The sequence below is a fragment of the Pseudomonas azotoformans genome (assembly GCF_900103345.1).
In the GTDB taxonomy this organism is placed as follows: Bacteria; Pseudomonadota; Gammaproteobacteria; order Pseudomonadales; family Pseudomonadaceae; genus Aquipseudomonas; species Aquipseudomonas azotoformans.
This window is the reverse complement of the sequence record NZ_LT629702.1, coordinates 142,131-168,405: the sequence shown is the minus strand read 5'-3', so window position 1 is coordinate 168,405 and position 26,275 is coordinate 142,131. Positions and strand designations below refer to the sequence as shown.

The 26,275-nt window shown below is 63.2% G+C and carries 21 protein-coding genes; 16 read left to right on the top strand and 5 right to left on the bottom strand.

Features of this window, described 5'->3' with window-relative positions; translation table 11 throughout:
- Window positions 1-40: 40 nt before the first annotated feature.
- A complete protein-coding gene (inhA, locus tag BLR69_RS00815) occupies window positions 41-721 on the top strand; it encodes an isonitrile hydratase (RefSeq protein WP_071495162.1) in 681 nt (226 codons plus the stop codon).
- Window positions 722-889: 168 nt separating this feature from the next.
- On the opposite strand, the gene BLR69_RS00810 is transcribed toward inhA, so the two are convergent.
- A complete protein-coding gene (locus tag BLR69_RS00810) occupies window positions 890-1,519 on the bottom strand; it encodes a LysE family translocator (protein ID WP_071495163.1) in 630 nt (209 codons plus the stop codon).
- A gap of 160 nt (window positions 1,520-1,679) precedes the next feature.
- Between BLR69_RS00810 and BLR69_RS00805 the strand changes: the two genes are divergently transcribed.
- From BLR69_RS00805 to BLR69_RS00735, 15 genes are all read left to right on the top strand, one after another.
- Window positions 1,680-2,195 carry a sigma-70 family RNA polymerase sigma factor gene (locus BLR69_RS00805; protein WP_071495164.1) on the top strand — a complete coding sequence of 172 codons (516 nt, stop codon included), beginning with the start codon at window positions 1,680-1,682 and terminating at the stop codon, window positions 2,193-2,195.
- Entirely contained in the window at window positions 2,182-3,132 is a 951-nt protein-coding gene (locus tag BLR69_RS00800) for a FecR domain-containing protein (protein ID WP_071495165.1), read from the top strand. The genes BLR69_RS00805 and BLR69_RS00800 overlap by 14 nt, the downstream gene beginning before the upstream one ends.
- 106 nt (window positions 3,133-3,238) lie before the next feature.
- A complete protein-coding gene (locus tag BLR69_RS00795) occupies window positions 3,239-5,722 on the top strand; it encodes a TonB-dependent siderophore receptor (protein WP_071495166.1) in 2,484 nt (827 codons plus the stop codon).
- A 431-nt stretch (window positions 5,723-6,153) separates the two neighbouring features.
- Window positions 6,154-7,593, top strand: coding sequence for an undecaprenyl-phosphate glucose phosphotransferase (locus tag BLR69_RS00790; protein WP_071495167.1), 1,440 nt, complete (start codon window positions 6,154-6,156; stop codon window positions 7,591-7,593).
- Complete coding sequence (locus BLR69_RS00785; protein ID WP_071495168.1) at window positions 7,593-9,053, top strand: mannose-1-phosphate guanylyltransferase/mannose-6-phosphate isomerase; 1,461 nt, start codon at window positions 7,593-7,595, stop codon at window positions 9,051-9,053. The genes BLR69_RS00790 and BLR69_RS00785 overlap by 1 nt, the downstream gene beginning before the upstream one ends.
- A 1-nt stretch (window position 9,054) precedes the next feature.
- Window positions 9,055-9,966 carry a glycosyltransferase family 2 protein gene (locus BLR69_RS00780; protein ID WP_071495169.1) on the top strand — a complete coding sequence of 304 codons (912 nt, stop codon included), beginning with the start codon at window positions 9,055-9,057 and terminating at the stop codon, window positions 9,964-9,966.
- Between the two features lie 29 nt (window positions 9,967-9,995).
- Complete coding sequence (locus BLR69_RS00775; RefSeq protein WP_058426843.1) at window positions 9,996-10,772, top strand: polysaccharide biosynthesis/export family protein; 777 nt, start codon at window positions 9,996-9,998, stop codon at window positions 10,770-10,772.
- Window positions 10,773-10,787: 15 nt separating this feature from the next.
- Window positions 10,788-12,779: a GumC family protein gene (locus tag BLR69_RS00770; RefSeq protein WP_071495170.1), complete on the top strand. Its 1,992-nt coding sequence runs from the start codon at window positions 10,788-10,790 to the stop codon at window positions 12,777-12,779.
- A complete protein-coding gene (locus tag BLR69_RS00765) occupies window positions 12,779-13,969 on the top strand; it encodes a glycosyltransferase (RefSeq protein ID WP_071495171.1) in 1,191 nt (396 codons plus the stop codon). Before BLR69_RS00770 ends, BLR69_RS00765 begins: the two co-directional genes overlap by 1 nt.
- A complete protein-coding gene (locus BLR69_RS00760; protein WP_071495172.1) occupies window positions 13,959-15,287 on the top strand; it encodes a GH39 family glycosyl hydrolase in 1,329 nt (442 codons plus the stop codon). Before BLR69_RS00765 ends, BLR69_RS00760 begins: the two co-directional genes overlap by 11 nt.
- 8 nt (window positions 15,288-15,295) lie before the next feature.
- Window positions 15,296-16,513, top strand: coding sequence for a glycosyltransferase family 4 protein (locus BLR69_RS00755; RefSeq protein WP_071495173.1), 1,218 nt, complete (start codon window positions 15,296-15,298; stop codon window positions 16,511-16,513).
- Complete coding sequence (locus tag BLR69_RS00750; protein WP_071495174.1) at window positions 16,504-17,607, top strand: glycosyltransferase family 4 protein; 1,104 nt, start codon at window positions 16,504-16,506, stop codon at window positions 17,605-17,607. Before BLR69_RS00755 ends, BLR69_RS00750 begins: the two co-directional genes overlap by 10 nt.
- Window positions 17,608-17,609: 2 nt before the next feature.
- Window positions 17,610-19,037: an O-antigen ligase family protein gene (locus BLR69_RS00745; RefSeq protein WP_071495200.1), complete on the top strand. Its 1,428-nt coding sequence runs from the start codon at window positions 17,610-17,612 to the stop codon at window positions 19,035-19,037.
- Window positions 19,037-20,446 carry a lipid II flippase MurJ gene (locus tag BLR69_RS00740; protein WP_071495175.1) on the top strand — a complete coding sequence of 470 codons (1,410 nt, stop codon included), beginning with the start codon at window positions 19,037-19,039 and terminating at the stop codon, window positions 20,444-20,446. Before BLR69_RS00745 ends, BLR69_RS00740 begins: the two co-directional genes overlap by 1 nt.
- Window positions 20,447-20,507: 61 nt before the next feature.
- On the top strand, window positions 20,508-21,542 hold the full coding sequence (locus BLR69_RS00735; protein WP_071495176.1) for an acyltransferase family protein: 1,035 nt from the start codon (window positions 20,508-20,510) through the stop codon (window positions 21,540-21,542).
- A 21-nt stretch (window positions 21,543-21,563) separates the two neighbouring features.
- Here BLR69_RS00735 and BLR69_RS00730 read toward each other — a convergent pair whose 3' ends face one another.
- From BLR69_RS00730 to BLR69_RS00715, 4 genes are all read right to left on the bottom strand, one after another.
- Window positions 21,564-23,927 carry a TonB-dependent siderophore receptor gene (locus BLR69_RS00730; RefSeq protein ID WP_071495201.1) on the bottom strand — a complete coding sequence of 788 codons (2,364 nt, stop codon included), beginning with the start codon at window positions 23,925-23,927 and terminating at the stop codon, window positions 21,564-21,566.
- A gap of 142 nt (window positions 23,928-24,069) precedes the next feature.
- Window positions 24,070-25,029 carry a FecR domain-containing protein gene (locus BLR69_RS00725; protein ID WP_071495177.1) on the bottom strand — a complete coding sequence of 320 codons (960 nt, stop codon included), beginning with the start codon at window positions 25,027-25,029 and terminating at the stop codon, window positions 24,070-24,072.
- The gene (locus tag BLR69_RS00720) at window positions 25,026-25,541 is read right to left on the bottom strand and encodes a sigma-70 family RNA polymerase sigma factor (protein WP_071495178.1); all 516 of its coding nucleotides are present in this window, start codon (window positions 25,539-25,541) and stop codon (window positions 25,026-25,028) included. The genes BLR69_RS00725 and BLR69_RS00720 overlap by 4 nt, the downstream gene beginning before the upstream one ends.
- A 112-nt stretch (window positions 25,542-25,653) precedes the next feature.
- Complete coding sequence (locus tag BLR69_RS00715) at window positions 25,654-26,244, bottom strand: DUF4174 domain-containing protein (RefSeq protein ID WP_071495179.1); 591 nt, start codon at window positions 26,242-26,244, stop codon at window positions 25,654-25,656.
- Between the last annotated feature and the right edge of the window lie 31 nt (window positions 26,245-26,275).

Below are 26,275 nucleotides of genomic sequence, written 5' to 3'. Positions count from 1 at the left end.
CTAGAGTGGAGCCGTCCACCCCTTTATCGGAGCTTCATTCATGACCTTGCAGATCGGCTTTCTGTTGTTCCCCGGCATCCAGCAACTGGACCTTACCGGCCCTTACGACGTACTGGGTTCCCTGCCGGACGTGAAGTTGCACCTGGTGTGGAAAGACCTGGCTCCGGTCACCTCCAGCACCGGCCTGGTGTTCACCCCGACCATGACCTATGCCGACTGCCCGCGCCTGGATGTGATCTGCGTACCCGGCGGTTCCGGCGTCGGCGCCTTGATGGAAGACCCACAGACCCTGGATTTCCTCAAGGCCCAGGCACAGACCGCACGCTACGTGACCTCGGTGTGCACCGGCTCGCTGGTGCTTGGCGCCGCAGGTTTGCTGCGCGGGCGCAAGGCGACGACCCACTGGGCCTACCACGACCTGCTCGCCCCGCTCGGCGCCATCCCCGTGCAAGAGCGCGTTGTACGCGATGGCAACCTGCTGACCGGTGGCGGCATCACTGCCGGGATCGACTTCGCCCTGACGCTGGCGGCGGAGCTGTACAGCGAAGCGGCGGCGCAGTTGGTGCAATTGCAGATTGAATACGCGCCGGCACCGCCGTTCGATGCCGGCCGCCCCGACACCGCGCCCAAGCATGTGCTGGATGAGGCCAACAAGCGCACGGCTGAATCACGCAGGGTACGCGGGGAGATCGTTGCTCGGGCGGCGGCGCGGTTGGGTTGATACGCTTTCTCTGTGGTGAGCGGGCTTGCCCCGCGTTGGGCTGCGTAGCAGCCCCCTAACGGTGACTGAGTTTCTTCAGACACTCCACAGCGCCAGATTTTGGGGCCGCTTCGCGCCCCAACGCGGGGCAAGCCCGCTCACTACAACAAGCTCGCCAAACACATTTAGTCAGGCCGGACGCGACATCACCGCCAGGCGCACCGCCAGCACTGTCAGCACCGTCGCCAGTCCCCATTTCTGCAACCAGGCGCCTTTCGAGCGCCTGGCGAAGAACCGGCTCAGCGCCCCGCCAAACATGCCCAGCAGCAGATGAAACACGCCCGCAATCACGGTCAGCACGCCCCCCAACACTATCAACTGCACAGCGATGGACCCCGCCTCGGGCCTCACGAACTGCGGCAGGAACACCACAAAAAACAGCAGCGCCTTGGGGTTGAGCAAACTGTTGAGCATGGCTTGCAGAAACACCCGGCCCAGCGGCACGCGGCTGACAGGGTCTGCAGCCAGCCCAGGTTTTTTCTGCAAGGTCTTGAACACCAGCCACAGCAGGTAGATCACCCCGGCATAGCGAATCACATCAAACGACGGCGGCCAACTGGCGACCAGCGCCGTCACCCCGGTGGCGGTCAAGGCGGTCAGCAGCACATCGGCCACGCCAATGCCCAGGGCCGACGCCATCCCGCCACGCCAGCCGTGGGTCACGCCGTGGCTGATCACAAAGGCCATGTTCGGCCCCGGAGACAACAGCAGCAACAGCACAGCACCGGAAAAAACCACCAGGGTCGCCAGGTCGATCATGCTCAAGCCTTCCACCGGGAAAAGCCTGCAGATTAGTCGGTGCATCCGCGGCAAACAAAAAATTGTGCTGGATACAATGCGCGCCGGTAATTGCGAAGGGCCACGAGCAACGTCTAGAATGCGAAACATTATCAATTAAGACAGCTGCGCCAGGATGCCCATGTCGAGCGATCACCCACTGGACCACGCCGCCATCGGCCAGCTTTACCAGGCCCATCATTCCTGGCTGCGCGGCTGGTTGAGCCGGCGCACCGGTTGCCGTGAACACGCTGCCGACCTGGCCCAGGAAACCTTCGTACGCCTGCTCAACGCGCGCAAGCAACAAACCTTGCAGCAGCCGCGCGCCTACCTGAGCAGCATCGCCCGCAGCCTGATGATCGACCAGTACCGCCGCCGCGAACTGGGGCGCGCCTACCTGGAAAGCCTTGCGCATTTTCCGCAACTCGAAGTGCCGTCGGAAGAAACCCGCCTGCTCATTCTCGATAGCCTGGAACGCATCGACCGCTTGCTCGACCAGCTCAAGCCGCGGGTGCGCGAAGCCTTCCTGCTGGCGCAACTGGACGGCCTGACCTGTGCGCAGATCGCCCTGCGCCTGGGTGTGTCCAAGGCCACGGTGGAGCGTGACTTGTCCAAAGCGCTACATGCCTGTTACCGCTTGCGTTATGCCGAAGGCTGACCCGCGCCTGGTGGACCAGGCCATCCAGTGGATGATCACACTGCGCTTCAATGTGGCCGACGACGCCAGCACCGCCGCGTTCGAACGCTGGCTGCACACCAGCGCCGAGCACCAGTTGGTGTGGCAGCGGGTGGCCGCAATGAATGACGATTTCAGCCAACTGCCGCCCCAGGTCGGCCGGCACGCCCTGCGCGGCGCGCGCCGACACATCTCCCGTCGTGAAGGCTTGAAACTGCTCGGCCTGGTTGCGGGTGCGGCCGGTTTGACCTGGCTCGGCCGCGACTACACGCCACTGCCTGCACTGATGGCCGACTACCGCACGGCCACCGGCGAGCGGCGCTGGGTGGCGCTGGACGATGGCAGCCGGATCCAGTTGAACAGCGCCAGCGCCCTCGACACGGCCTTCGATCAGGAGCGGCGCCTGGTGCACTTGCGTCAAGGTGAAATACTGGTCAACACCGGCGCCGACCACCGACCGTTCTGGGTACAGACCCGCGACGGTTATCTGCGCACCCTTGGCACGCGCTTGCTGGTACGCGAAGAAACCCAGGGCACACGGTTGGCGGTGCAACAGGGCACTGTGGCGGTGTTCGCCGACAGTCATGCGGCCAACGCCCGCCAGCTACTCAAGCCCGGCGAGCAGGTACTGTTCAACCGCAGCGGCATTCGCCCGGTGGTCGGCAACGGCCTTGACCCCTGGGCCTGGAGCGACGGCGTGATCAGTGCCCACGCCATGCGGCTGGACGATTTCCTCACCGAACTGGCGCGCTATCGCAACGGCCTGGTGCGTTGCAGCGAAGCAGTGGCCGGGCTGCGGGTGTCGGGGACTTATCAACTGGACGACACCGATCAGGTGCTGAGCCTGGTCGCGCACTCACTCAAGCTTGATATCACGTACCGCAGCCGCTATTGGGTGACGGTTTCTGCGCACGTGTAACCTTTCAAAAAATAAATGAGGTGAATTCTCATTGCCGCTCGACCTGTAAGGAAAGGCCGATCAACAGGCCGGTTCTGTCCACTTCCTTCAGGAGCACCCCGCGGTCATGCAAGCGTTCCCCTCCCAACGTTCACCTCTCAAGCGCGCCGTGCAGGCCGCCTTGCTCGGCGTCTGCCTGAGCAGCGCCCTGCCCCTGGCCGTAATGGCCGAGACACCGGCCAGCGACACCCAGGCCCGTGACTGGAACATCGCCGCCGGCAGCCTGGCCACTGCACTGGATCAGTTCGCGCGCCAGGCCGGCATCAGCCTGTCGTACGATGCCACCAGCGTCGCCGGCAAAACCAGCTCGGGCCTCAATGGCCGCTTTGATCCTCAGCAAGCGCTGGAACAATTGCTGCGCGGTCAAGCCCTGCAAGCCCAGCGCCAGGGCAACAGTACCTGGATGCTGCTGCCGCAAGTGGCCGACACCGGTCCGCTGAACCTCGGAGCCACCCTTATCAACGGCGAACGCCTGGGTGCCACCACCGAGGGCACCGGCTCCTATACCACCGGTGCGGTCACCATCGGCAAGGGCGAACACAGCCTGCGGGAAACCCCGCAATCGGTGAGCGTGATGACCCGCCAATTCATGGACGACCAGAACGTCACCACCATCGACGACGTGATGGAGCGCACGCCCGGCATTACCTCCTACGAGTCGCCCATGGGCGGCAAGTATTTCTACTCCCGTGGTTTCAAGATGCTCGGCCAGTACCAGTACGACGGCGTGCCCCTGGACATGGGCAAGGACTACGTCCAGGCCGACAGCTTCAGTGCAAACATGGCGATTTATGACCGCGTGGAAGTGCTCAAGGGCGCCGCCGGCATGCTCAAGGGAGCCGGCACCGCCAGCGGCGCGGTGAACTTTGTGCGCAAACGGCCACAGGCCAAGCCCACCACCAGCCTGTCGCTGTCGGCCGGCACCTGGGACAACTACCGCGCCGATCTCGACACCGGCGGCCCACTGAATGACAGCGGCACGCTGCGTGGCCGCGCTGCCGTGAGCCAGCAGGATCGCGGGTCCTACATGGACATCGCCAAGCGCAAGGACCAGGCGTTCTACGGTGCGCTGGATTTTGACCTCACACCTGACACGACCCTGGGCGTCGGCGCCAGCTACGAAGATGTCGATGCCTCCCCGTGCTGGGGTGGCCTGCCGCGCTACGCCGACGGCAAAAGCGCCAAACTCAGCCGCTCGACCTGCCTTGGCCAATCCTGGAACGACTGGCAAAGCCGGCGTGCCACGTTCTTTGCCGACGTCACCCACCACTTCAACGATGACTGGAAACTCAAGGTCTCGGCAGTGCACAGCCGCAACCTGCAAGACACCAAATACGCCGCCAGCGAAGGCACCATCAACTATGGCGACCCGGCGCCGACGGCCAACTCCTATGCCGCGCTGATGGACTACGACCACAGGGACTACGGCCTCGATGCCTATATCGACGGCAAGTTCGAAGCCTTCGGCCTGGAACACGAAGTGATCCTCGGCGCCAACGGCAGCCGTGGCACCCAGGACGACGTCTACGCGATCCAGAACCTGCCCAGGCGCCAGAGCATCTACCAGCCCGACCACCACTTCCCGGAACCGGCCAACACCACCTTCTGGCCGAACATGTACCGTGGCGGTACGGTCAAGGAAACCGCCACCCAATACGGCACGTATGCCACCTTGCGCCTGCGCCTGGCCGAGCCGTTGATGTTGATCGTCGGCAGCCGCGTGAGCTGGTACGACAACCGTCGCGAGTCCTATAACCTGGGCTGGGGCGAGTGGTCCCTGCAAGATGCGCACACCAGGGAAACCGGTGAAGTCACGCCGTTCGCCGCACTGATCTACGACCTCAACGAGCACCTCTCGGTGTATGCCAGCTACGCCGATATCTTCCAGCCGCAAAGCTCATACGCCACGGCCGATGGCGCGGCGCTCAAGCCGAAAATCGGCGACAACTACGAGCTGGGTATCAAGGGCGAATGGTTCGATGGGCGCCTCAACAGCTCCCTGGCATTGTTCCGCGCCATCGAGAAAAACGGTGCCGAAACCGACTACAACAGCTTCTGCCCGACCTCTGCCGATGGCTATTGCTACACCGATAAAGGCAAGGTGCGCGCCCAAGGCGTGGAGGCCGAAATCAGCGGCGAAGTGCTCGAGCGCCTGCAACTGTTCGGCGGCTACACCTACACCCAGACCCAATCCCTGAACACCATCGACAGCAGCAAAGAAGGCGGCGTCTCCAACACCTATGTCCCTCGGCACATGCTGCGCGTGTGGGGTGACTACCAACTCGACGGTGCCCTGTCGAAATGGAGCGTGGGCACCGGGGTCAACGCCCAGAGCAGCAACTACCGCGTACAGAACATCAAGCTGGAGCAGGCCGGTTACGCCACCTGGAACGCACGCGTGGCGTACCGCCTCGATGACACCTGGACCGTGGCACTCAACGGCAACAACTTGTTCGATAAAAGTTATTACAACACGGTCGGCACCGCCTCTTGGGGTAACTTCTACGGTGAGCCGCGCAATTTTACCGTGAGTTTGAAAGGTAACTTCTGAGCCGATGAAAGCCCCGGTGGCAGGGCACTTAGTGCGCCCTGCCGCTCCCTCTTTGTCCCCCTTTCCTACCTCGCATAGAAAAAGGTTTCTCCTTTAAGCAGGAAAAATCTGACATTTGTTCCTACACTCAAAAACACACCCAATCACCGAGTGTTCGGACAAGAAATGTCAATAAAATGCCGCAAAAAAGACTGATTAACCTGTCTAGCATGCCGCCTCCGCACCACTGTCAATTCGTTGACTGAATACACATCAAAGGAACACTCCTTTAGTCACTACCCCGCAAAACCCACTCAAATGGATAGCTGCATTTGGAATGGCTAGTTGCGTATTACCCAGCGTAGTCGTTCGACCCTAGTTCTAAAGCAAGCCAGCGCTTATTGAACAAACCGTCGAACCGTCAAGCCTGGAGTGCAATGAGGGATGTTTGTATGCGAGAGAAGTCGTCCGTCGACAGCCTGTTCTTAACGCGCGCCGGTTTTGTTGAGTTCTTTGTTGTTTTCGTCAAGTTGGTCCATGGCCTGACGGCCATTCTGCCCCCCCTGGTCCTGGTGCTTTTCCTCGACCCGATGGCCCCTGAGCTGCGTGCCCACTTCCTGGGCCTGCTGGTATTTTTTGCGGTCCTCACCATTATTCTGTTCCAGGCCCTGGGCATCTATTCCGAGGAACTGTTCAGTAATCGCCTGCGCCTGAAAACCAAGATCAAAGCCTGGACGGCAGCCTTTTGCATCCTGCTGTTCATGTACCAGATCCTGCAGTTCTTCCCGCAATTGACCCCGCGCAACCTGGCGGTCTGGTACGTCGCCAGCCTGGGGCTGTTTTGCCTGGAGCGCCTGCTGATGCTGCGCCTGTATCGCAAGCTGATGCGTGCCGGCAAATTCCTGCAACGCACGGTGATCCTGGGCTTTACCGACACCGCCGTACACGTCGCCGATCACCTGCTGCGCAACGGTGACATCCGTTCCGGCCTGGTCGGGTTCATCGACGACCGCACCGAGCGCATTCCCAAGGAACTGAGCAACCTGCCCCTTCTGGGCAACACCCGCGACCTGGAAAAGCTGATCCGCGCCGAACAGGTCAACCAGGTGATGATCTGCCTGCCCTGGGCCGCCGAACAGCGCATCCATGGTTTGGTCAACCGCCTGCGGCAGCTGTCGGTGAACGTGATGCTGGTGCCGGACATGGCCGCCCTGCGTTACGGCCACAGCAAGATTACCGACGTGGGCGGCATCCTGATGTTCAACACCTCGCAGTTGCCGCTGCGCGGCTGGTCGCCGGTGATCAAGCGCTGCGAGGACTTGCTGCTGGCCAGCCTGGCGCTGGTGTGCCTGTCGCCGGTGATGCTGGCGACGGCGCTTGCGATCAAGCTCGATTCCAAAGGCCCGGTGCTGTTTCGCCAGAACCGCTACGGCTACAACGACAACGAAATCCGCGTGTTCAAGTTCCGCTCGATGTACACCGACCAGAGCGACTTCACCGCCGAACGCCAGACCACCCGCGAAGACCCGCGCATCACTCGCGTCGGGCGCATTATCCGCAAGACCAGCATCGACGAGCTGCCGCAACTGTTCAACGTGCTGCTGGGCAACATGTCCATGGTCGGCCCGCGCCCGCATGCCACCGCGACCAAGGCCGCGGGCATTCCGTTTGAAGTGGCGGTCAGCGAGTACAGTTCGCGGCACCGGGTCAAGCCGGGTATCACCGGCTGGGCGCAGATCAACGGCTACCGGGGTGAGACCGACACCCTGTTCAAGATCCAGAAACGGGTCGAGTACGACCTGGAATACATCTCCAAGTGGTCGGTGTGGTTTGACCTGTACATCGTCTTCATGACGGTCCCGGCCGTCCTTTCCACCAAGGAAGTCTATTGATGAACACACTCAACGGATTAATTCCCTGCATCATTTCCGGTGGTTCGGGCACGCGGCTGTGGCCGGTGTCCCGGCAGAACATGCCCAAGCCGTTCATGCGCATGCGCGACGGCCAGAGCCTGCTGCAGAAAACCTTCCAGCGCGCAGCCAAGCTGCCGGGTGTGGAAAGCGTGTTGACGGTGACCAACCGCGACCTGCTGTTCCGCACCCTGGATGACTACCGCCTGGTCAACCAGGCCCACCTGCCCCTGGACCTGCTGCTGGAGCCGTTCGGCCGCAACACGGCGGCGGCGATTGCCGTGGCGGCGTTGCACGTGCAGGAACATTTCGGCGGCGACGCGCAGTTGCTGGTGATGCCCGCCGACCACCTGATCCTCAATGAAGTGGCGTTCGCCGAGGCCGTGACCCAGGCCCGCGACCTGGCCGAAGCCGGCTACCTGGTGACCTTCGGCATTCAGCCGGATCATCCGGAAACCGGCTTTGGCTACATCGAGCAGGGCGAGGCGCTGGGCACTGGCTACCGGGTCAAGCGCTTCGTGGAAAAGCCCGACCTGGCCACCGCCCAGGGCTACCTCGACGGCGGCAAACACCTGTGGAACGCCGGCATGTTCTGCTTCAAGGCCAGCACCCTGGTGGACGAACTCGCCGCCCATGCACCGGACGTACTGGACGCTGCCCGCGCCGCGCTGGAGCACAGCCAGCACCTGCAGAACAAGACCTCACGCCAGCGCGAACTGGACGCGGACGCCTTCGGCAGTGCGCCGGATGTGTCGATCGACGTGGCGCTGATGGAAAAGTCCAGGCAAGTCGCCGTGGTGCCCTGCGACATTGGCTGGAGCGACATCGGCTCGTGGGAAGCCCTGCGCCAGCTCACCCCCAGCGATGCCCATGGCAACCAGGTCAATGGCGAAGCGATTCTGCATGACGTGCACAACTGCTACATCGACTCGCCCAAGCGTGTGCTCGGCGCTGTGGGCGTGCGCGACCTGATCATCGTCGACACGCCTGACGCCCTGCTGATCGCCGACGCCCACCGCAGCCAGGACGTGCGCTACATCGTCGCCGAGCTCAAGCGCCAGAACCACCCGGCGTACAGCCTGCACCGCACCGTCACCCGGCCGTGGGGCACCTACACCGTGCTGGAGGAAAGCAGCCGCTTCAAGATCAAGCGCATCGTGGTCAAGCCCCAGGCATCGCTGTCGCTACAGATGCATCACCACCGCAGCGAACACTGGGTAGTGGTCAGCGGTGCGGCGCAGATCACCAACGGCGAGCGTGAATTCCTGATCAACGCCAACGAGTCCACCTACATCCCCGCCGGGCACAAACACCGCCTGACCAACCCCGGCATCATCGACCTGGTGATGATCGAGGTGCAGAGCGGCGAGTACCTGGGCGAGGACGACATCGTGCGTTTCGACGACATCTACGGGCGCGCGCCCGCAGAAGTGAAGAAATGACATGCTCACCTCACTGATCATCCCGACCCGTAACGCCTCCAGCCATCTGGGCCGCCTGCTGCCGGCGCTGAAGATGCAAACCCTGCAACCTGACGAGATGCTGGTGGTGGACAGCGCCTCCAACGATGACACCGTGGCGCGCTTTCGCGAATTCGGGGCGCGGGTCGAGGTGATCGACGCACGTGACTTCAACCACGGCGGCACCCGGCGCTGGGCCAGCGAACAGGTGGGCGGCGACGCGCTGATCGTGATGACCCAGGACGCGATCCCCGCTACCCCGGAAACCTTCGCCAACCTGCTCGCCGAATTGCAGCAGGACCCGCTCAACGGCGTGGCCTACGGTCGCCAGTTGCCACACCCCGACGCCGGTGTACTGGGTGCGCAGTCACGGCACTTCAATTACCCGGAACACAGCCGCAGCAAAAGCCTGGCCGATGCGCCGGAGTTGGGGATCAAGACCTGCTTCAGTTCCGACTCGTTTTCCGTGTACCGGCGCAGCGTGCTGGAGGCGGTGGGCGGTTTCCCGGCCGATGTGATCGGCAGCGAGGACGCCTATGTGGCGGCGCGCATGCTGCTCGATGGCTACAAGGTGCGCTACGCCGCCACCGCGCTGGTGCATCACTCCCACGATTACAAACTCATGGATGAGTTTCACCGCTACTTCGACATCGGCGTGTTCTACGGCCGCGAGCCGTGGATCAGGCAGGCCTTTGGCGACGCGGGTGGCGAAGGCAAACGCTACGTGCTGGCTGAACTGGCGGCCTTGCGCAAGGCCGGCGCCCTGCACCGTGTTCCCGAAGTACTGGTGCGCAGTGCGTTCAAACTGCTCGGCTACCGGCTGGGTCAACTGGAGCGCCGCCTCCCCCTCGCCCTCAAGCGGCGCATCAGCATGTTTCCCGGTTATTGGAGGTGAGCATCATGACCTACAGGAAGTCCCCCTTGATGAAACGAACCCTGCTCGTCGTGGCCATGATGGCCCTGGCCGCCTGCAATACGCCGGCACGCATCGTCGCGCCCGACAGTGACACCGTCGAGGCCGGCAAACGCGCCCTCGACCAGCTGGCGCAATTGCCGCCAGCGGTGGAACGCATCCGCATCGGCGACCAGTTGCGCATCGTGCGCGATGCCGGCGAGATGCCGACACTGTCGGCGTTCAACGTCAGCACCATCTATGAGCTGACGCTGTACACGGTGCAGACCGACGGCAAGATCAACTACCCGTTCCTGGGGCCGGTGCAGGTCGCCGGTCGCCAGCCGTCGGAGCTGGCCACGGAGTTGACCGGCAAGCTCGCGCCCATCTACCGCGAACCGCGGGTGACGGTGAACATCAACCAGGCACCGAGCGGCTCGATCATTGTCGGCGGCGCGGTGAACAACCCGACGGCGGTGCAGATCGCCACGGCCAACACCCTGGAACAAGCCATCATCGGGGCCGGCGGGGTCAGCCCGGCGGGCAACGCCAGCATGGTCGCCCTGCTGCGCGAAGACGCCCAGGGTGCCTATCGCGCGTACTTCCTGGACTTCAGCCAGCTGCTCAAGACCGGCCCTAACGGACGCAAACCCGTGCGCCTGCAACGCGGCGACGTGGTGTTCGTGCCCAAGTCCAACGTGGGCGAGCGCATCCAAGGGGTGGATACCTACATGAACCAACTGATCCCGTTCACCAAGTCGATCGGGGTTGGCTACAACTACACCCGAACCAGCGGCGGCAACAACTAAAGGAGCGACATCCCAATGATCGAGATCCGTTCTTTTCGTGATCTTCTGCGCTTGTTCTTCATCTTCCGGCATGAGTTCAAACTGGCGGCGATTGCCGCGCTGGTGATCATCCTGCTGGGGGCGTTCCTGCTGCCGGCCAAGTACGAGTCCACCGCGCGCCTGTTGGTGAAGCCGGGGCGTGACTCAACCTTGCCCATCGAGATCAGCAACCGCCAGGCGCTGGTGATGCCCAGCACCCAGCGCGACCCTATTGTCGACGAAGAGCGCCTGCTCACTGGCCGGCCGATCGTGCGCGCGGTGGCCGAGCATTACCTGGAAGTGATCGAGAACGCGCCGCCGCCGGAAGGTTTCTGGAAGCGCACCAAGTACTACGTCAAGAGCGGCGTGGGCGCTGTGTTCGATGGCCTGCGCGTGGTGCTGGAAACCATCGGTATCGTGGAAAAAACCACGCCGGTGGAACGCCTGGCCGCCAGCCTGGAGAAAAACTTCGAAGTCAGCCACGCCGCCGGTTCCACGGTGATGGACATCAGCTTCAAGTGGGGCGACCCGGAAATCGCCCAGGCGGTGGTCAAGGATTGGGTCGAGACCTACATCAACGAACGCACCGAGGCCCTGGGGCGCAAGAGCCTGTACGCGTTCTATGAAGGCCAGGTGGCCAACAGCGCCACCGAGATCAAGAGCTACAAGGAGCAGATCCTCACGCATCTGAACGAGATCGGCGCAGCGAGCATCACCGACCGCCTGGAAGATTTGTCCGAGCGCATCAACGTGCTGCGCGGCGAGACCTTCAACACCACGCGGCTGATCGCCTCGTCCGACAGCGCCATCCAGAGCACGCGCACCCAGCTCAAGGGCCAGCCCAAGGAAGTCACCACGGTGCGCCAGATCGCCCTGAACCCGCAGCAGCAGGATTTGCGTCGCCTGCTCAACCAGAAGCTGCTGGAAAAGGCCGACATGATGCGCACCTACACCGACAACGCGCCGCCGGTCAAAGCCCTGGACGCGTCGATCCGGGCCATGCAGATGCAGGTCAACAGCGAGAGCAACACGGTGCAAGCCTCGGAGAACCGTGCACCGAACACCCTGGAAATCCACTTGCAGCGCGTGTTGCTGGATGAAACCAGCAACAACGTGGCGCTGCGTACCCAGCTGGTGCAACAGCAGAAACAACTGCTGAACCTGGAAGACCAACGCAAGCAGGCCCTGGAGATCGAGCCGGAGCTGGCCCGCCTTTCCCGCGAGCTGAACACCACCGAGCGCAACTACGCGCTGTACGTGGATAACCTGGAAAAATCGCGCATCGACCGCGAGCTGGACAACAGCCAGATCAGCAACATCGCCGTGATCGAAGAAGCCACCCTGAACCCTGGCCGGATTTTCCCGAAAACCCTGGTGATGCTGGTATTGGCGATCCCGTTTGCCATCGTGGTCGGCCTGCTGGTGATCTACCTGTGCTACCTGCTCGACCAGCGGATTCACGACGGTGGCCTGGTGGAGCGCAAGTTCGGCCTGCCGCTGTGGACCACCCTGCCGGAGCTGGACACCTCTACCGCGCAAAGCACCAACGCGTTCAATGCGAGCATCTACCGGCTGTACAGCCTGCTGCAGCCCGAGCGGATCGCCGAACAGGGCCTGACCCTGGGCCTGACCTCGGCGCGCCATGGCGAAGGGGTGACCTTCGTGGTCGAGCAACTGCGCCAATTGCTGAGTGAAAACGGCATCAACGTGCGCGTCGGCGGGCTGCAAGCTGCTGCGCCAGGTGAAGTGGTGCTGCTGGATGCCTCGGCCCTGCTGGACAACCGCGAGGCGTTCGTCGACCTGCGTCGTGCCGACCTGATCGGGCTGGTGGTGGAAGCGCGCAAAAGTACCGTGCCGGTGGTGGAACATGCGCTGTCGATCCTCAACACCGCGTTCGGCAAGGTGGACGGCATCATCATCAACCGTCGCAAGTTTGAAGTGCCGAGCAAAGTGCTGCGCACCATCGGCAAATACCGGGGAGCGTTCTGATGCGAATCGCCCTGCTCGCACCCTTGCCGCCGGAGAAAAACGGGATCGCCGACTACGCGAACCATTTTCGCACGGCCTTGGAACACCTCGGTGTGACGGTGCTGACACCGTTGGCCGGCGTCGCGGGCAACAGCGAAGCGATCAAGCAGGCCATCGACGCGTTCGACTGGCAAACCGTAGACCTAGTGCACGCCGAACTGGGCGGCGGGCGCCTGGGGGAATTCCTGGCGTTGCGTGAGTTGCGCAAGGCTTACCCCCAGTTGCCGCTGACCGCGACCGTGCATGACCCGGAACGCATCGTGTGGCGCCGTGAGCACCTGCCGTTCCCCTTGAACCTGATGGAACGTTTGCCCAGCCCATTGCCCCAGGCTGCCGTGGTGCTGGCCGACCCGCTGACCCTGCGCGAAGAACGCCAGGTCGCCAAGGGGCTGACCCGGCTGGTGACCCTCACCCGCCTGGGTGCCGACTGCCTGAGCCAGCGCATGCAACTGCCGGCCGGCAAAGTCGCGGTGATCAACCATGCCAACCTGCCGATCCCAGCGGCACCGTTGCCCACCCTCGACACGCTGCGCCTGCTGTATTTCGGGTTTATCTACCGTGGCAAAGGTATCGAAGACCTGGTGCAGGCCCTGGCGGATGTGTTCAAGCAAGCCCCCGAATTGCGCGATCGCGTGCGCCTGACCCTGGCTGGCGGCACCGCCGCGGAAATGGCATTTGGCGCAGGTGGCAATTACCTGGAGCAGTTGAATGCGCAGATCGCTGCGCTGGGCCTGACCGACGCCATCGACTGGCGCCTGAACCTGCCGGCCGATGAAATCGCCCAGACCATCCAGGCGCACCACGTGATGGTGCTGCCCTACCGTGAATCGAAAAAACTCGGCCTGCTGGGACGCCAGCGCGGCACCAGTGGTGCGTTGTCCTGGGCCACCGCCTGCGGGCGCGGCGCGATCACCTCCGATGCGCGTGCATTTGCCGAAGAAGTCGCCAGCGGCAACGGCGCGATTTACCCCGAGGGTGATGTGGCCGCGCTCGGCGAACAACTGCTGCGCCTGGCGCGTACGCCGCTGCTGGCCAGGGATTGGGCCGAACGCGCCGGGGAAATTGGCCGCGAACGGTTGTGGCCGTTGACCGCGCAGAAATTCAAGCAGCTCTTCGAGCAGGCTATCACCGGAGCCCCTTATGGCGCGTAGACGCACCTACCTGGCCACCCTCGCGGTGGTCGCCGCCCTGGGCCTGACCGCATTTTTGTGGGGACGCCAGGCGGATGCCGAAAGCCATGTGCTCAAGGGCAGCAAGGAGGTGGTCTGGAAGGATTTCCTGGGGGTGAATGCGCAGTTCCTGTGGTTCAGCCCCGAGCGCTACCAGAAGCAGATTGACCGCCTCAAGGCCCTGGGCTTGGAGTGGGTGCGCCTGGACCTGCATTGGGATCAGCTGGAAACCGCGCAGAACCAATACAAGCTCGCCACCCTCGATGAGCTGGTGGGCAAGCTGCAGCAGAACCAGATCAAGTCGGTATTTTACCTGGTGGGGTCGGCGCGTTTTATCAGCAGCGCCCCGCCGCTGTCGTTGTACCCGGACCAGTACCCGCCGAAAGACCCCAACGTGTTCGCCAATCGCATGGCCATGCTGGCCCAGCGCTACCCCAGCGTCGAGGCCTGGCAAGTCTGGAACGAACCTAACCTGATCGGCTTCTGGCGCCCGGCGGCAGACCCTGCCGGGTATGCGAATCTGTTGAGCGTCACCACCAACGCCTTGCGCGCAGTGAACCCGAGCAAACCAGTAGTGGCCGCCGGCATGGCGTTCTTCAGCGAAATGCCCAATGGCCAGACCATGTTCGACGCCTTGGGCGCACTCGGCGTGGCCAGCCTCAATACAGTCATCTCCTATCACCCCTATACCCAATTGCCCGAAGGCAACGACCCGGCCAACCTCGACTTCATCGCCAAGACCACCCAACTCAACCAGGCCCTGCGCAATGGCGGCGTGAACACGCTGTGGAGCACCGAGTGGGGCTGGTCAACCTACAAGGGGCCCAAGGACGCCCAGGACATCATCACCCTCCAGGCTCAGGCCGACTACGTGGTCCGCCGCCTGGCGCTGATGAGTGCGATGGATTTCGACAAGATCTTCCTGTTCACCCTGAGCGACCTTGACCAGCGCGCCAGCGTGCGTGACCGCGCCTATGGCTTGCTGGATATCGACACCAACCCCAAGCCCGTCTACACCGCCTTGAAGAACTTCCTCGATGTCAGCGGGCCGACGCTCACGCCGGGCGATCCGCCTGTTGCTGACCAGTTGCCCGACGGCCTGTTCAGCATCGGCTGGACCCGCGCCGACGGGCGCAAGCTGTGGTTCTTCTGGTCGGCCCAGGGCGGCAACGCACACTTGCCGGGCCTGGCCAACGCGACGCTGTACGACCCGCTGCGCGGCACACAAACCCCGGTAAGCGGCACCAGCGGCCTGACCGTGCCGGTCAAGTCGAACCTGCAAATTCTGTTATGGGACTGAGGCCTGCCATGCGTATTTTATGGATCCTGCCCTATTCACCCTGGCCCGCCACCAGCGGCGGCAAGACGCGCCAGTTCCATCTGCTGCGCAACCTCGCCGCACGTGGGCACCGGATCACTCTGCTGCTGCATGACAAACACCCGGTGTCGCTCAGCGACCGCCAAGTGCTGGAGGCGTTTCTCGAACAACTGATCATCCTGCCGCGCCGCCCTCTGCGCAGCGTGACGACCCTGTTGGCCGGGCTGTTTGCGCCCTACCCGCTGTTGGCCAGCGTGAATGGTTTGTCGAGTGATTTGCAGGACACCTTCAATTGGCTGTTGGGTGAGCATTGGGACGTGGTGCAAATCGAACACAGCTACAGCTTCCAACCTTATGAAGAGGTGCTGGCGCGTAAGTCCCAACCCTTTGTGCTGACTGAACACAACGTTGAATCGGCCCTTGGCGCCGCCACTTATGACCGTTTTCCGGGTTGGTCGCTGCCGTTCATTCGCTACGATCAATGGCGCTACGCCCGCTGGGAGCGCCGCGTGATGCGCCAGGCCACCCAGGTGGTGGCGGTGACCGACAGCGATGCGCAGGTACTGGAAAAAATCGCCGGCAAACCGGTGTCGGTGGTGGTCAATGGCGTGGATTGCGATCACTTCGCCGCCGCCCACCCCGACCCATCGACACGCCGCGTGCTGTTCCTCGGCAACTACGAATACGCACCCAATGTGGACGCCATCGAATGGGCCCTGGATGAAATCCTGCCCAAGGTCTGGGAACGCTGCCCCGACGCGCGTATGAGCGTGTGCGGCTTCGGCATGCCCGACAGCTGGCGCGCACGCTGGCCGGACCCGCGTATCGAGTGGCAGGGTTTTGTGCCCAACCTGCTGAACCTGCAATCGAGTTGCTCGGTATTTCTGGCGCCATTGCGCCACGGCGGCGGCTCCAAACTCAAGGTGCTGGAAGCGTTGGCGGCGGGCTTGCCACTGGCGAGTACCGAGCAAGGCGTGTCGGGGTTGGACTTGGTGGAAGGCCTGGATTACCTCGGCGGGCAAACCGCTGCGAGCCTGGCCGATGCCGTGGTGCGCCTGCTGCAATTTCCTGACGCCGCCGCGCCCATGGGGGAAGCCGGCCGCGCCTATGCGCGTCGCGCCCATGACTGGAGCGTGGCCGCCAGCCAGCTGGAAAAGGTCTATACGGACCTTTCGCCTCAGGATCAAAAGGAGCCCGCATGCGTGTAGGCCTGGATTACCGCACCGTCGGCACCTCGCCGCAATCGGGCATCAGCCGCCAGGTGTACGCGCTGGAAAGCGCCCTGCATGGCCTGCCCGGCATCGAGCTTGAGCGGTTTACCGTGGCGCCCCTGGGCGATGAAACCCGCTTGCAGGCCCACTGCCCGGCCTGGGGCTGTGCCAAGACCGCCATGCACCAGCCGCAGAACCGCCTGCGCTTCGAAGCCGGGTTTCTGCCACGCGCGTTGCGTGAGCAACACATCGACCTGTACATCAGTACCTTCAACATGGGTCTGCCGTTGCCGCCCAAGCCCAAGGGCCTGCGCACCGTGGTGCTGTTGCATGACCTGTTCCAGATCACGCTCAACAACTACCACGCCAACCGCCTGAAGGCGCTGGTCTACAAGACCAGCGATCGCCTGTCGATCACCTATGCAGTGCACAGCGCCGACCGGGTATGGACGCCGTCGCAGTACAGCGCCGATGAAACCGCGCGGTTGTTTCCCAAGGCGGCGGGCAAGATTCGCGTGCTGCCCAATCAGGTCGACAGCTTTTCCGAACTGGCGGCGGACCTCGGCCCGCGCCAATTGCCCGAGCGCTATTGGTTGCTGGTGGGCACCCGCGAGCTGCGCAAGAACGTGCCGTTCCTGGTGGAAGCCTGGCAGCAGGCGCGGCGCCAGTCCCCCAGCGTGCCGGAGTTGGTGCTGGTGGGCAGCCTCGATCATTTGCCCGAAGCCCAGCGCAGCCTGCCGGGCATTCGCGCACTCAGTGGCGTGTCGGATGCCGAATTGCATGCGCTGTACCGCCAGGCGTCGCGCCTGTGGCAACCGTCATATGCCGAAGGTTTTGGCCTGCCGGTGATCGAAGCCCTGAGCGTCGGCACCCCGGTGGCGGTGGCCAGCGGCACGTCGCTGGATGAAATCACCCCGCCGTCGGCACCGCGTTTTTCTCCCACCGATGGCCCGGCGCTGACGCAGTTGATGATCAGCCTCGGCGAGCCGGCCGCCGAAGAATCGCCCGAACAATGCCGACAGTGGGCAGAACGCTTTAACCATCGCGCCTATCGCCGGCGCCTGGCCGAACTGATCGAGGAGCTGAAGTGAACGTGAACCTGCCCAGCCTCGTCGCCATTCTCTTCGGCCTGCTATTTGGTGCCGTCGCCCTGCTGTTGTCGCCGGCCAAGGCGTTCCTCGCCGTGATCGGCCTGGCCGGTGCGGTGACCATCCTGCGCTTTCCGTTCTGGGGCCTGGTGCTGTTCGCCCTGGTCGCCACGTTCATGCCGTACTCCACGATTAACCTGGGCATTCGCAGTACCGTCAGCGAAGCGATCCTAGCGCTGACCTGGGGCGCGGTGCTGTGGCACAACTTTCTGGCGCGCCTGCCGGATACGCCAAGCCTCGCCCGCCGCCCCACCGATCAGATGCTGTTGTGGCTGATGCTGTTCAGCGTGTTCCCGTTCATCGTCGGCCAGGTCACCATTCACGCCGACACCAGCGGCGTGGCCAACTGGCTGCGCTGGTTGCTGAGCCTGTCGGCGGTGTTCCTCTGCGCCAAGTTGCTGGTGGACCACAAGCACCGCGAATCCCTGGTGATCGCCCTGCTGCTGGGCAGCCTGGCGATGCTGGTGCTGTCGATTGCGGTGTTCGTGCGCACACGCTCCGGGGCCGGCATTGCACCGGTGCTGGCGCTGTTCAACTACGGCAACTTCGACATGCTCAAATTCGGCCTGGAGGCAATGTCGTCGCGCATGGGCTCGCCGTGGATGCACCCGAATGCCATCGGCGGGATCATGGCGCTGCTGCTGCCCCTGGCGTTCTGCTTCGGTATGACCGAGCAAGGCTGGAAACGCGCGCTGGGCCTGGGCGTGGCGTGCCTGGGCGCCGCCGCCTTGCTGCTGGCCAGTAGCCGTGGCGCGATGGTCAGCCTGGCGTTGGTGCTGCTGTGGATGGCCACGCGCCGAGTGCCGTACACCGGGCGCCTGCTGATGATCGGCGCGGCGCTGACCGTCGCACTGGTGATCGCGTATCCGCCGTTGCAGGAGCGCCTGGCGACGATTTTTTCGTCGAGCAACGCCAGTACCGAAGTGCGTTTCGACGAGTACCGCATGTTTCCGCAGGCGGTGGCCGCGTATCCGTTCGGTATCGGCTTCAAGGTCGACCCGCCCGTACCCGACACGCACTTGCTGGGCATCTCCAACCTGTGGCTGAACTTCATTTACAAGACCGGCATTGTCGGCATGCTGTTCTTCGTGGCGGTGACCGTACGCTGGTGGCGTGAAGCGCGTCCGGAAAACGGCCCGATCCGCCTGACCAAGGACAACGCGCTGTGGCTGGGCACCACCGCCGGGATTCTCTCAGCGCTGGTCAGCGGCCTGTTTGACCACTACTTCAGCTTTGCCGTGGTGATGGTCGCGCTGTTCTGGCTGATGGTGGGCATTAATGTGCTGGAAGCGCGGCGTCTGTTTCCGGCGCGCCTGCCGCAGGTGAAAAGCGTAGTGCAACGCAAATCGCTGCCCGATGGCGTACGGCCCTGATGCTGGGCTCTGCCGCATGGCTGACGCTGGCGACGCTACTCGGTCTGTGCCTGGGTTTCGCCCGCGAATGGTTGCTGGTGGCGGCCTGGGGCGCCGGCGAGCGCAGTGATGCGTTCCTGATCGCGCTATTTTTGCCGGAGGCGCTGCGCATGTCGTTGGCCGGCGGTGTGCTGAGTGCGGCGGCGCTGCCGCTGTACCTGGCCCGCAAGGACGACGAGCGGCTGGGCTGGCTGGCGGTGTTGTTCCCGGCGTTGTTGTTGATCGCGCTGATCACCAGCCTGCTGCTGACCTTATTGGCGCCGTGGCTGGTGCAACTGCTCGGGCCGGGCCTGGCGACCAGTGCCACGGCGCTCGCCAGCAGCAACCTGCAGATTGTCGCCTGGTGCGTGCCGGGGTTGATGCTGCATGCGCTGTTCAGCATTCCATTGCAGGCCAGCGAACGTTTTGTGTTGGCGGGCTTGGGGTCGTTGCTGTTCAACCTGCCGCCGGTGACCTACCTCGCGCTGGCCGGCACCGCCACTCAACCTCACTCATTGGCCCTGGCCTGCCTGGCCGGCAGCCTGTTGATGCCGTTGGCGTTGCTGCCGTCGATGTGGCGCCAGGGCTGGCGGCCGTGGCACTGGCAGCGGTCGTGGGCGCCACTGCGGGAGTTGGGCCAACGCATCGGCCCGCTGCTGTTGAGCAACGGCGCCAGCCAGGGCCTGGCCTTGATCGAACGGCTGGTGGCGTCCCTGCTGGGCGAAGGTGCGGTGACCTGGGTCAACCTGGCCCGCAAGTTGATGAACCTGCCGCTGATTGCGTTGATGAGCCTTAACCAGGTGTTGCTGGGCATGATGAGTCGGCGCCAGGGCGATGAGCGGCTGGCCCTGCTCAAGCGTGGCCTGGAAACCGCCAGCGTGCTGACCCTGCCCGCCGGGGTCGGCCTGGTGGCGGCGGCGCCGAGCCTGGTGGCGTTGCTGCTGCCCAAACAATCGCTGGACTCGCCGTTGCCGCTGCTGCTGGCCTGGTTTGCCGTGCCACTGGTGTTCGGCGCCTGGAACGCGTTGCTCGCACGCTACGCCTACGCTGCGGGCGATACACGCCAGCCATTGCGTTGTGAATTGCTCGGCAGCCTGGTCAATGTGGCGTTGCTGGGCGTGCTGCCGTTTGTGTTCGGCCTGGCCGGGATTCCGCTGGCTGCGCTGGCCGGAGTGCTCTGCACCGCGTTGCTGCTGATGCAGCGCCAGGCATTGCTCGCCGCGCTGCCCTGGGCGCGACATTGGCTGCTCAGCACTGTGCTGATGGGCGCGGCGGCGTTGGCGCTGTTTCGGGTTGAAGGCGTGTGGCTGCAACTGGGGCTGAGCACCCTGGCCGGCGTGGCGGTGTTGCTGGGGATGGGGCTGTGGCTGAGGCCGTGGCGCAAGGCATGAGGTTTTCTGTGGGTGCGGGATTTAGACGGAGGGTGATCAGGTGAAGCATCGTTGGATTCAAATGGACATTGCCAAAGGCATCGGCATCCTGGTGATCGTGTTTGCCCACAGCTGGTTCGTCGCCACTTCGCCGGACTTGCTGTACCCGGTGCTGGCGTCCTTCATCTTGCCGCTGTTCTTCTTTTTGTCCGGGGTGTTCTTCAAGCCTGAGCAGCCGTTCGTGGAGATGGCGATACGCAAGGCCGATGGCCTGCTCAAACCGTTTTTCTTCACCATGCTCACCTATGTGATCGTGCGCAGCATTCTGCGTGGCCAGCCGCTGTTGCCAGATATCGGCGGTGTGCTGTACGCCTCGGTGGATACCATTCCGTGGCAGGCGCTGTGGTTCCTGCCGCACTTCTGGGTGGCGATCCTGTTCAGTTGGGTGATGCTGCGCCTGATCCAGCGCCTGAAGCTGTCACTGTTGCTCAGTTGCGCGCTGGTAACGCTGCAGTTGATTGTGGGCGTCTGGATGCTGCCGTGGTTCTGGCAGTTGCCAGTAGCGTTCGGCGGGCAAACCTGGGTGCTGCCGGGCCTGCCGTTCAGCCTGGATATCACCTTGATCAGCAGCACTTATTTCATTGTCGGCTACCTGCTGCGTGACTGGCTGCGCACCCACGCAGGCTCCTGGCTGACACTGTTGATTTCAATCGCATTGTTCGTGGCCGTGTTCACCTTCACCTGGGACACCATGGACCTGGCGCAGCGACGCTACGACCACTGGTTCTGGACCACCCTGCCGGCCGTGATCGGCGTGTACGCCTGCTGGGCGCTGTCGCGGGTGCTGATGGTGTCGACCTGGATCACGCGGGCCATGACCTACATCGGTCAGAACACCTTGATCCTGCTGATCTTCCACGGCGAGATCCAGCACAAGACCTTCGACCTGATGGAGCGCTTGGGCCTGCACGCGTTTGTCGCGGCCTGCGTGGGGTTTGTGGTGGCGGTGGTGGTGCCGTTGTTGATCGGGGAAGTGATCAAGCGGGTGGCGTTTTTGCGGTTTTTCTACTTTCCGTTTCCGGTGCGCAAGGCGCCTGTCGCAAAAACGGCGCCTTGAGGGCGCCGCTCAATCATTGCGTCAGAAATCGTATTTGACACTGGTCATCAGGTTGCGCGGCGCCCCGTACATGCCGTGGTTGCCGGCGTAGCTGAAGTACTCGCGGTCGAACAGGTTATTGAGGTTCACTGAAGCGCTCAGCTCGGGCGTCAGGTCGTAGCGCACCAGCAGGTTAGTGATGGCATAGCTGCCCTGGCTGAAGGTGTGCAGGTCTTCGCCGACCTTGCTCTGCCAGTTCACTCCGCCGCCCACGGTGAGCTTGTTGAACTCACCGGGCAAGCGATAGGAAGTGAAGGTCTTCAGGCTCTGGCGCGGCAACGTCGTGACGATGCGTTTGTCGTCGGCATCGGTACTCACCGCATAGGCATAGCCGGCGGAAGCTTGCCAGCCTTCAGCCAGCTCGCCGTTGAGCTCCATCTCCACGCCTTCGGTGGTAGTGCCCTGCTCGTTGCGATAGGTGTTGCCGCCCGGGGTGTCGATCCAGATGGCCAGATTGTCCTGCTCCAGCTTGAACAGCGCCAGGCTGGTGTTCAATCGTTCGTCAAAGAAGGTGCCTTTGAGGCCGACCTCATACCCTTTGCCCTCCATCGGCGGCAGCGCCTTGTTATTGATATCGCGGACCCAGCTGGCCTGGGGATTGAAGATCTTGGTGTAGCTGGCGTAGGCCGACCAGTTGTCGGTGATGTCATACACCACACCGGCGTAAGGAATGTAGACGCCGGTTTCCGATTCGTCGGTGCTAGTCGCCGTGCCGCCGTAGGGGCGATCTTCGGTTTCGCGCTTCCAGTCGATCACGCGGCTGCCGAGGATCACGCTCAGGTCGTCGGTGACCCGCAGCCGCGTGCTCAGGTAGGCGGCATATTGGTGCTCTTCCACCGAGGATTTACCGGTCACGTTGAATGCGGGCTTGACCGACTGACCATCCCAGTTGAACAGGTTGTCGATGGCACCGGCCGGCGAGCCGGAATAGTCGTAATGCCAGCCGCCGTAACTCGGCACGCTTTCCTTGTATTTGGACAAGGTGACGCCCGCAATCAGCTCGTGCTCACGCCCGAGCAGGTCAAAGGGGCCGGTGGCGTAGAGGTCGAGGTTGTCCTGGCGCGGCGTACCGGAGAAGCGCACCGGCAACTGGGAGGTACCGCTGCCATCCGAATTGAGGGAACCGTTGACGTAGTTGAAGACTTCGTCGAACTGATTTTCGGTGTGGGTGAATTCGGCCTTGGCGCTCCAGCCGCTGTCGAACTTGTGCTCGATGGCGGTGAAGAAGCTGGTCTGCTCATGGTCGTTGTAGGACCAGGCCGGCGCGGTGTTCAGAGAGCGGCTGAGGTTAGTGCGCGAACCGTCGGTAAAGCGTGTGGGCAAACCGGAACGCGCCGGCGAATCGACGTCGGTGCGCAGGTAGCTGAAGCCCAGGGTAAGCAGCGTGTCTTCGCTGAGGTCGAACTCGGTGATGCCGTAGAGCAGCTGGGTTTCCTGCTTGTAGCGGTCGATCCAGGCGTGTTCGGTCTTGTAGTCCGCGACCAGGCGCCCGCGCACATTGCCGGTTTCGGTCAGCGGGCCGGAGACGTCCAGGCCCGTGCCATAGCGATCCCAAGTACCGCCTTCGGCCGTCACGCTGGCGCGCGCCTCGGCGGTCGGACGCTTGCGGATCAGGTTGATGGTGGCCGCCGGGTTGCCCATGCCGCTGATCAGGCCGGTGGCACCGCGCACGATTTCGACCCGGTCATACATGGCCATGCTCTGGGTGTAGTTGTCCATGCGTGTGGCGGTGGGCACGCCGTCGATTTCGAAGTTCTGGACCTGGAAGCCGCGCGAGAAATAACTATCGCTCTCCGACCCCAGGCCATCGCGCAATACGATGATGCCGGGGGTGGCGTCGAGAGTGTCAGTGAGGTTGGTGAGACGCTGGTCATCCAGGCGCTGGCGGGTCATCACGGTGAGCGACTGCGGGGTTTCCCGGGGCGTCAGGTTCAGGCGCGTCGAACTGCTGGAGGACTGCGTGGTGTAGGAGCCCGTGCCCTCGGTGGTAGAGCCGGGTGCCTTGCCCGAAATGGACACGGTGCCCAGCTGCAATGCGCCATCGCTCGGGCGCGGCTCCAGTGAGTAGGTGTTGCCGCTGCCATGCACGGCTTGCAGATTGCTGGCACTGAGCAGGATAGCCAGGCCGGTATCCAGGTCATGCCGCCCGCGCAGGCCTGGGCTGGTCTGGCCCTCGGTGAGCGCGGCCGGGTAGGACAGCAGGATCTGGCTGGCCTGGCCGAACCGGTTGAGCGCCTCTGCCAGCGGGCCTGGCGGAATGTCGAACGCCACTTGCGGTGCTGCGTGCACCCAGGCCGACGCCAGCAACAGCGGTATGGCCACAGTGACGCTGGCAATGCCCTGCATGACGGCAAGGGCCAATGATGTCTTCAAGCGTATGTTTTTCTTCGGTGTGCGCGGCTGCATGCCCTATTCCCCAGTGAAGGTAGTGTCTGGGGATATAAGTCTCGTGAGATTCGCAAACGGACCACCCAAGCGCGAAATAAATTCACACAAGCTTCTGGCGCGGCTTGAGGGTGACCCAGAAACGGGTGAAATGCTGCACATCCAGCTTCAGGGTTTGCGCCAGCGCGGCGAGAATCCGGTCGGTGTCGGACAGCGGATAGGTGCCGGATACGCGTAGGCCGCGCACGGCGGGATCACAAGCCAGGCGCCCGCGACGGTAGCGGCTCAGCTCTTCGAGGAACGCCTCCAGGCGCATGCCTTGGGCGACGATCATGCCACGGCTCCACGCCAGTTCACCGTCCCGTTGCGGGCGGAGGGCGAGCAAGGTATGGGCATCAAAACTGGCGAGTTCGCCCGCCTGCAGCACCAGGCTGCGCGACGGGATCTGTGCCGACAGCGCGCTCTGGTCTGCGCCCAATTGGGTAAAACCATCGCGCTGGCGCACACTGAAGCGACCACTGATCGCACGGGTCAGGCCTTCGGCGGTTTTCACCCACAGCGGGCGGATATCCGTAGGGTTGGGGTCTACCAGGATCTCACCACGCAGCACATGGATCTGGCGTACATCCGCGGTGTATTTCACGTCGATGGCAGTGTCGGTATTGAGCTGCACTTGGGTGTTGTCCGCCAAGCCTATGCGCCACTGCTCGCCGACGGTGGTGCTGAAGTCGCTGGTCCAGGGTTGCAGCAGCTCCGCGTCCTTGATACTCCAGGCGACGGTACCTGCCGCCAGCAACACGGCGAGGTGCTTGACGACGTGGCGACGAGACAACGCCGGCAACAGCGTCGCGCGGGCCAAGGCTTGATGGGTCGGTGTGCGCACATCCTGCAAACGCTGGAAAAATCGCTGGGAATGCTGCCAGGCCTGTTCATGGGCGGGGTCCTGCTCGCGCCAGCACTGCCATTCGGCGCGGGTTTGTTCGCTGACGTCCGGCGCCTGCAGCTCCAGCTGCCAGTGCATCGCCTGCTCGGCGACCTCGATCGACAACGGCGACGGATTCATGACCGCTGGCTGTCCAGCAGGATGCATTGTGCACCCGCCTTGACGATGTAACGTTTGACCGTGGTGATGCTGGTACCGAGGCGTTCGGCGATCTCGCCGTGGCTCAGGCCATCGAGCTGCGACCACAGGAAGGCCTGACGCACGGGCAAGGCCAGGCGGCTGAGCACTTCATCGAGGGCCATCAGGGTTTCGAGGAGGATCCACTGGGTTTCGGCGCTGGGCACGGCGTCTTCCGGCACCAGGGCCAGGGCCTGCAAGTAGGCTTTTTCCAGTTTCTGCCGACGGAAGTGGTTGGACAGCACGCTTTGCGCCACTTTCGCCAGGAAGCTGCGCGGCGCCTGGATTTCAATGGGCTGGTTCTTCGCCAGCAGCCGCAAGAAGGTGTCCTGGGCCAGGTCGGCGGCGCTCTGCGAGCAGTTCAAACGACGCCACAGCCATCGCTGCAACCAGCGATGTTGCTGGCGGTACAGAGTGGCCAGTTCAGTGGGGCTTACCGCAGGAGTCGAAGACATGGAGGTCGCGCGCGAAGAATAAGGCGTAAATGATAACGGTTATCATATTCTTCGTAGAGCCGTTACTGCAAGTTTCTGCTGCGGGAGCCAGTTGCCCGGCTCCCGCACAGGGTCAGTCATCCAATGGTTGCGGCGCTGCATGCTTGGCGGGCTTGCCAGGTTTGGTGCCAGCCTTGGCACCCTGCTTCTCTGCTGGTGCGGCAGCGGGTTCAGGCTCGGCCGGTGCAGCGGTTTCTTTCTCGGCCATCGGCATCTGGTCGATGGCGCTGAAGAATGCCTTCAGGTCGAGGGTATCCGGCGGTACGGTCTTCTCGAGTTTTTTCTCACCGTCCTTGCCCACCAGGATCACTTTGGTGCCGCTGCCGGCGCCCAGTTTGAGGGCACGGATCAGCGCGTTGGTTTCCGGCGGCGTGAGTTTCTTGCTGTCCTTGGGGTCCTTGGCGAATTTCTCGCCTTCGGCACCGATGCTGCCGAACTTCACGGTGTAGAACACCATGCTGCGTTCTTCAAAGGACTGCTTGGTCGCAGGCTCGTCCAGCTGTTTCTTCAGCTCGGCCAACGTGGCGTTGCCGGAGTCAAGCTCCACCACCACCAGCGGTCGGGCCTTGCCCAAGTCCTGCTTGAGCGGGTTGATATCATCAGCAGCCAACAGCGGCCCCGTAAAAGCCATCAAGGTAGCCAGGGTCAGCGACCGGATGAGCATGCGCACCTCCTTTGAATTCCATGCAGGGTTC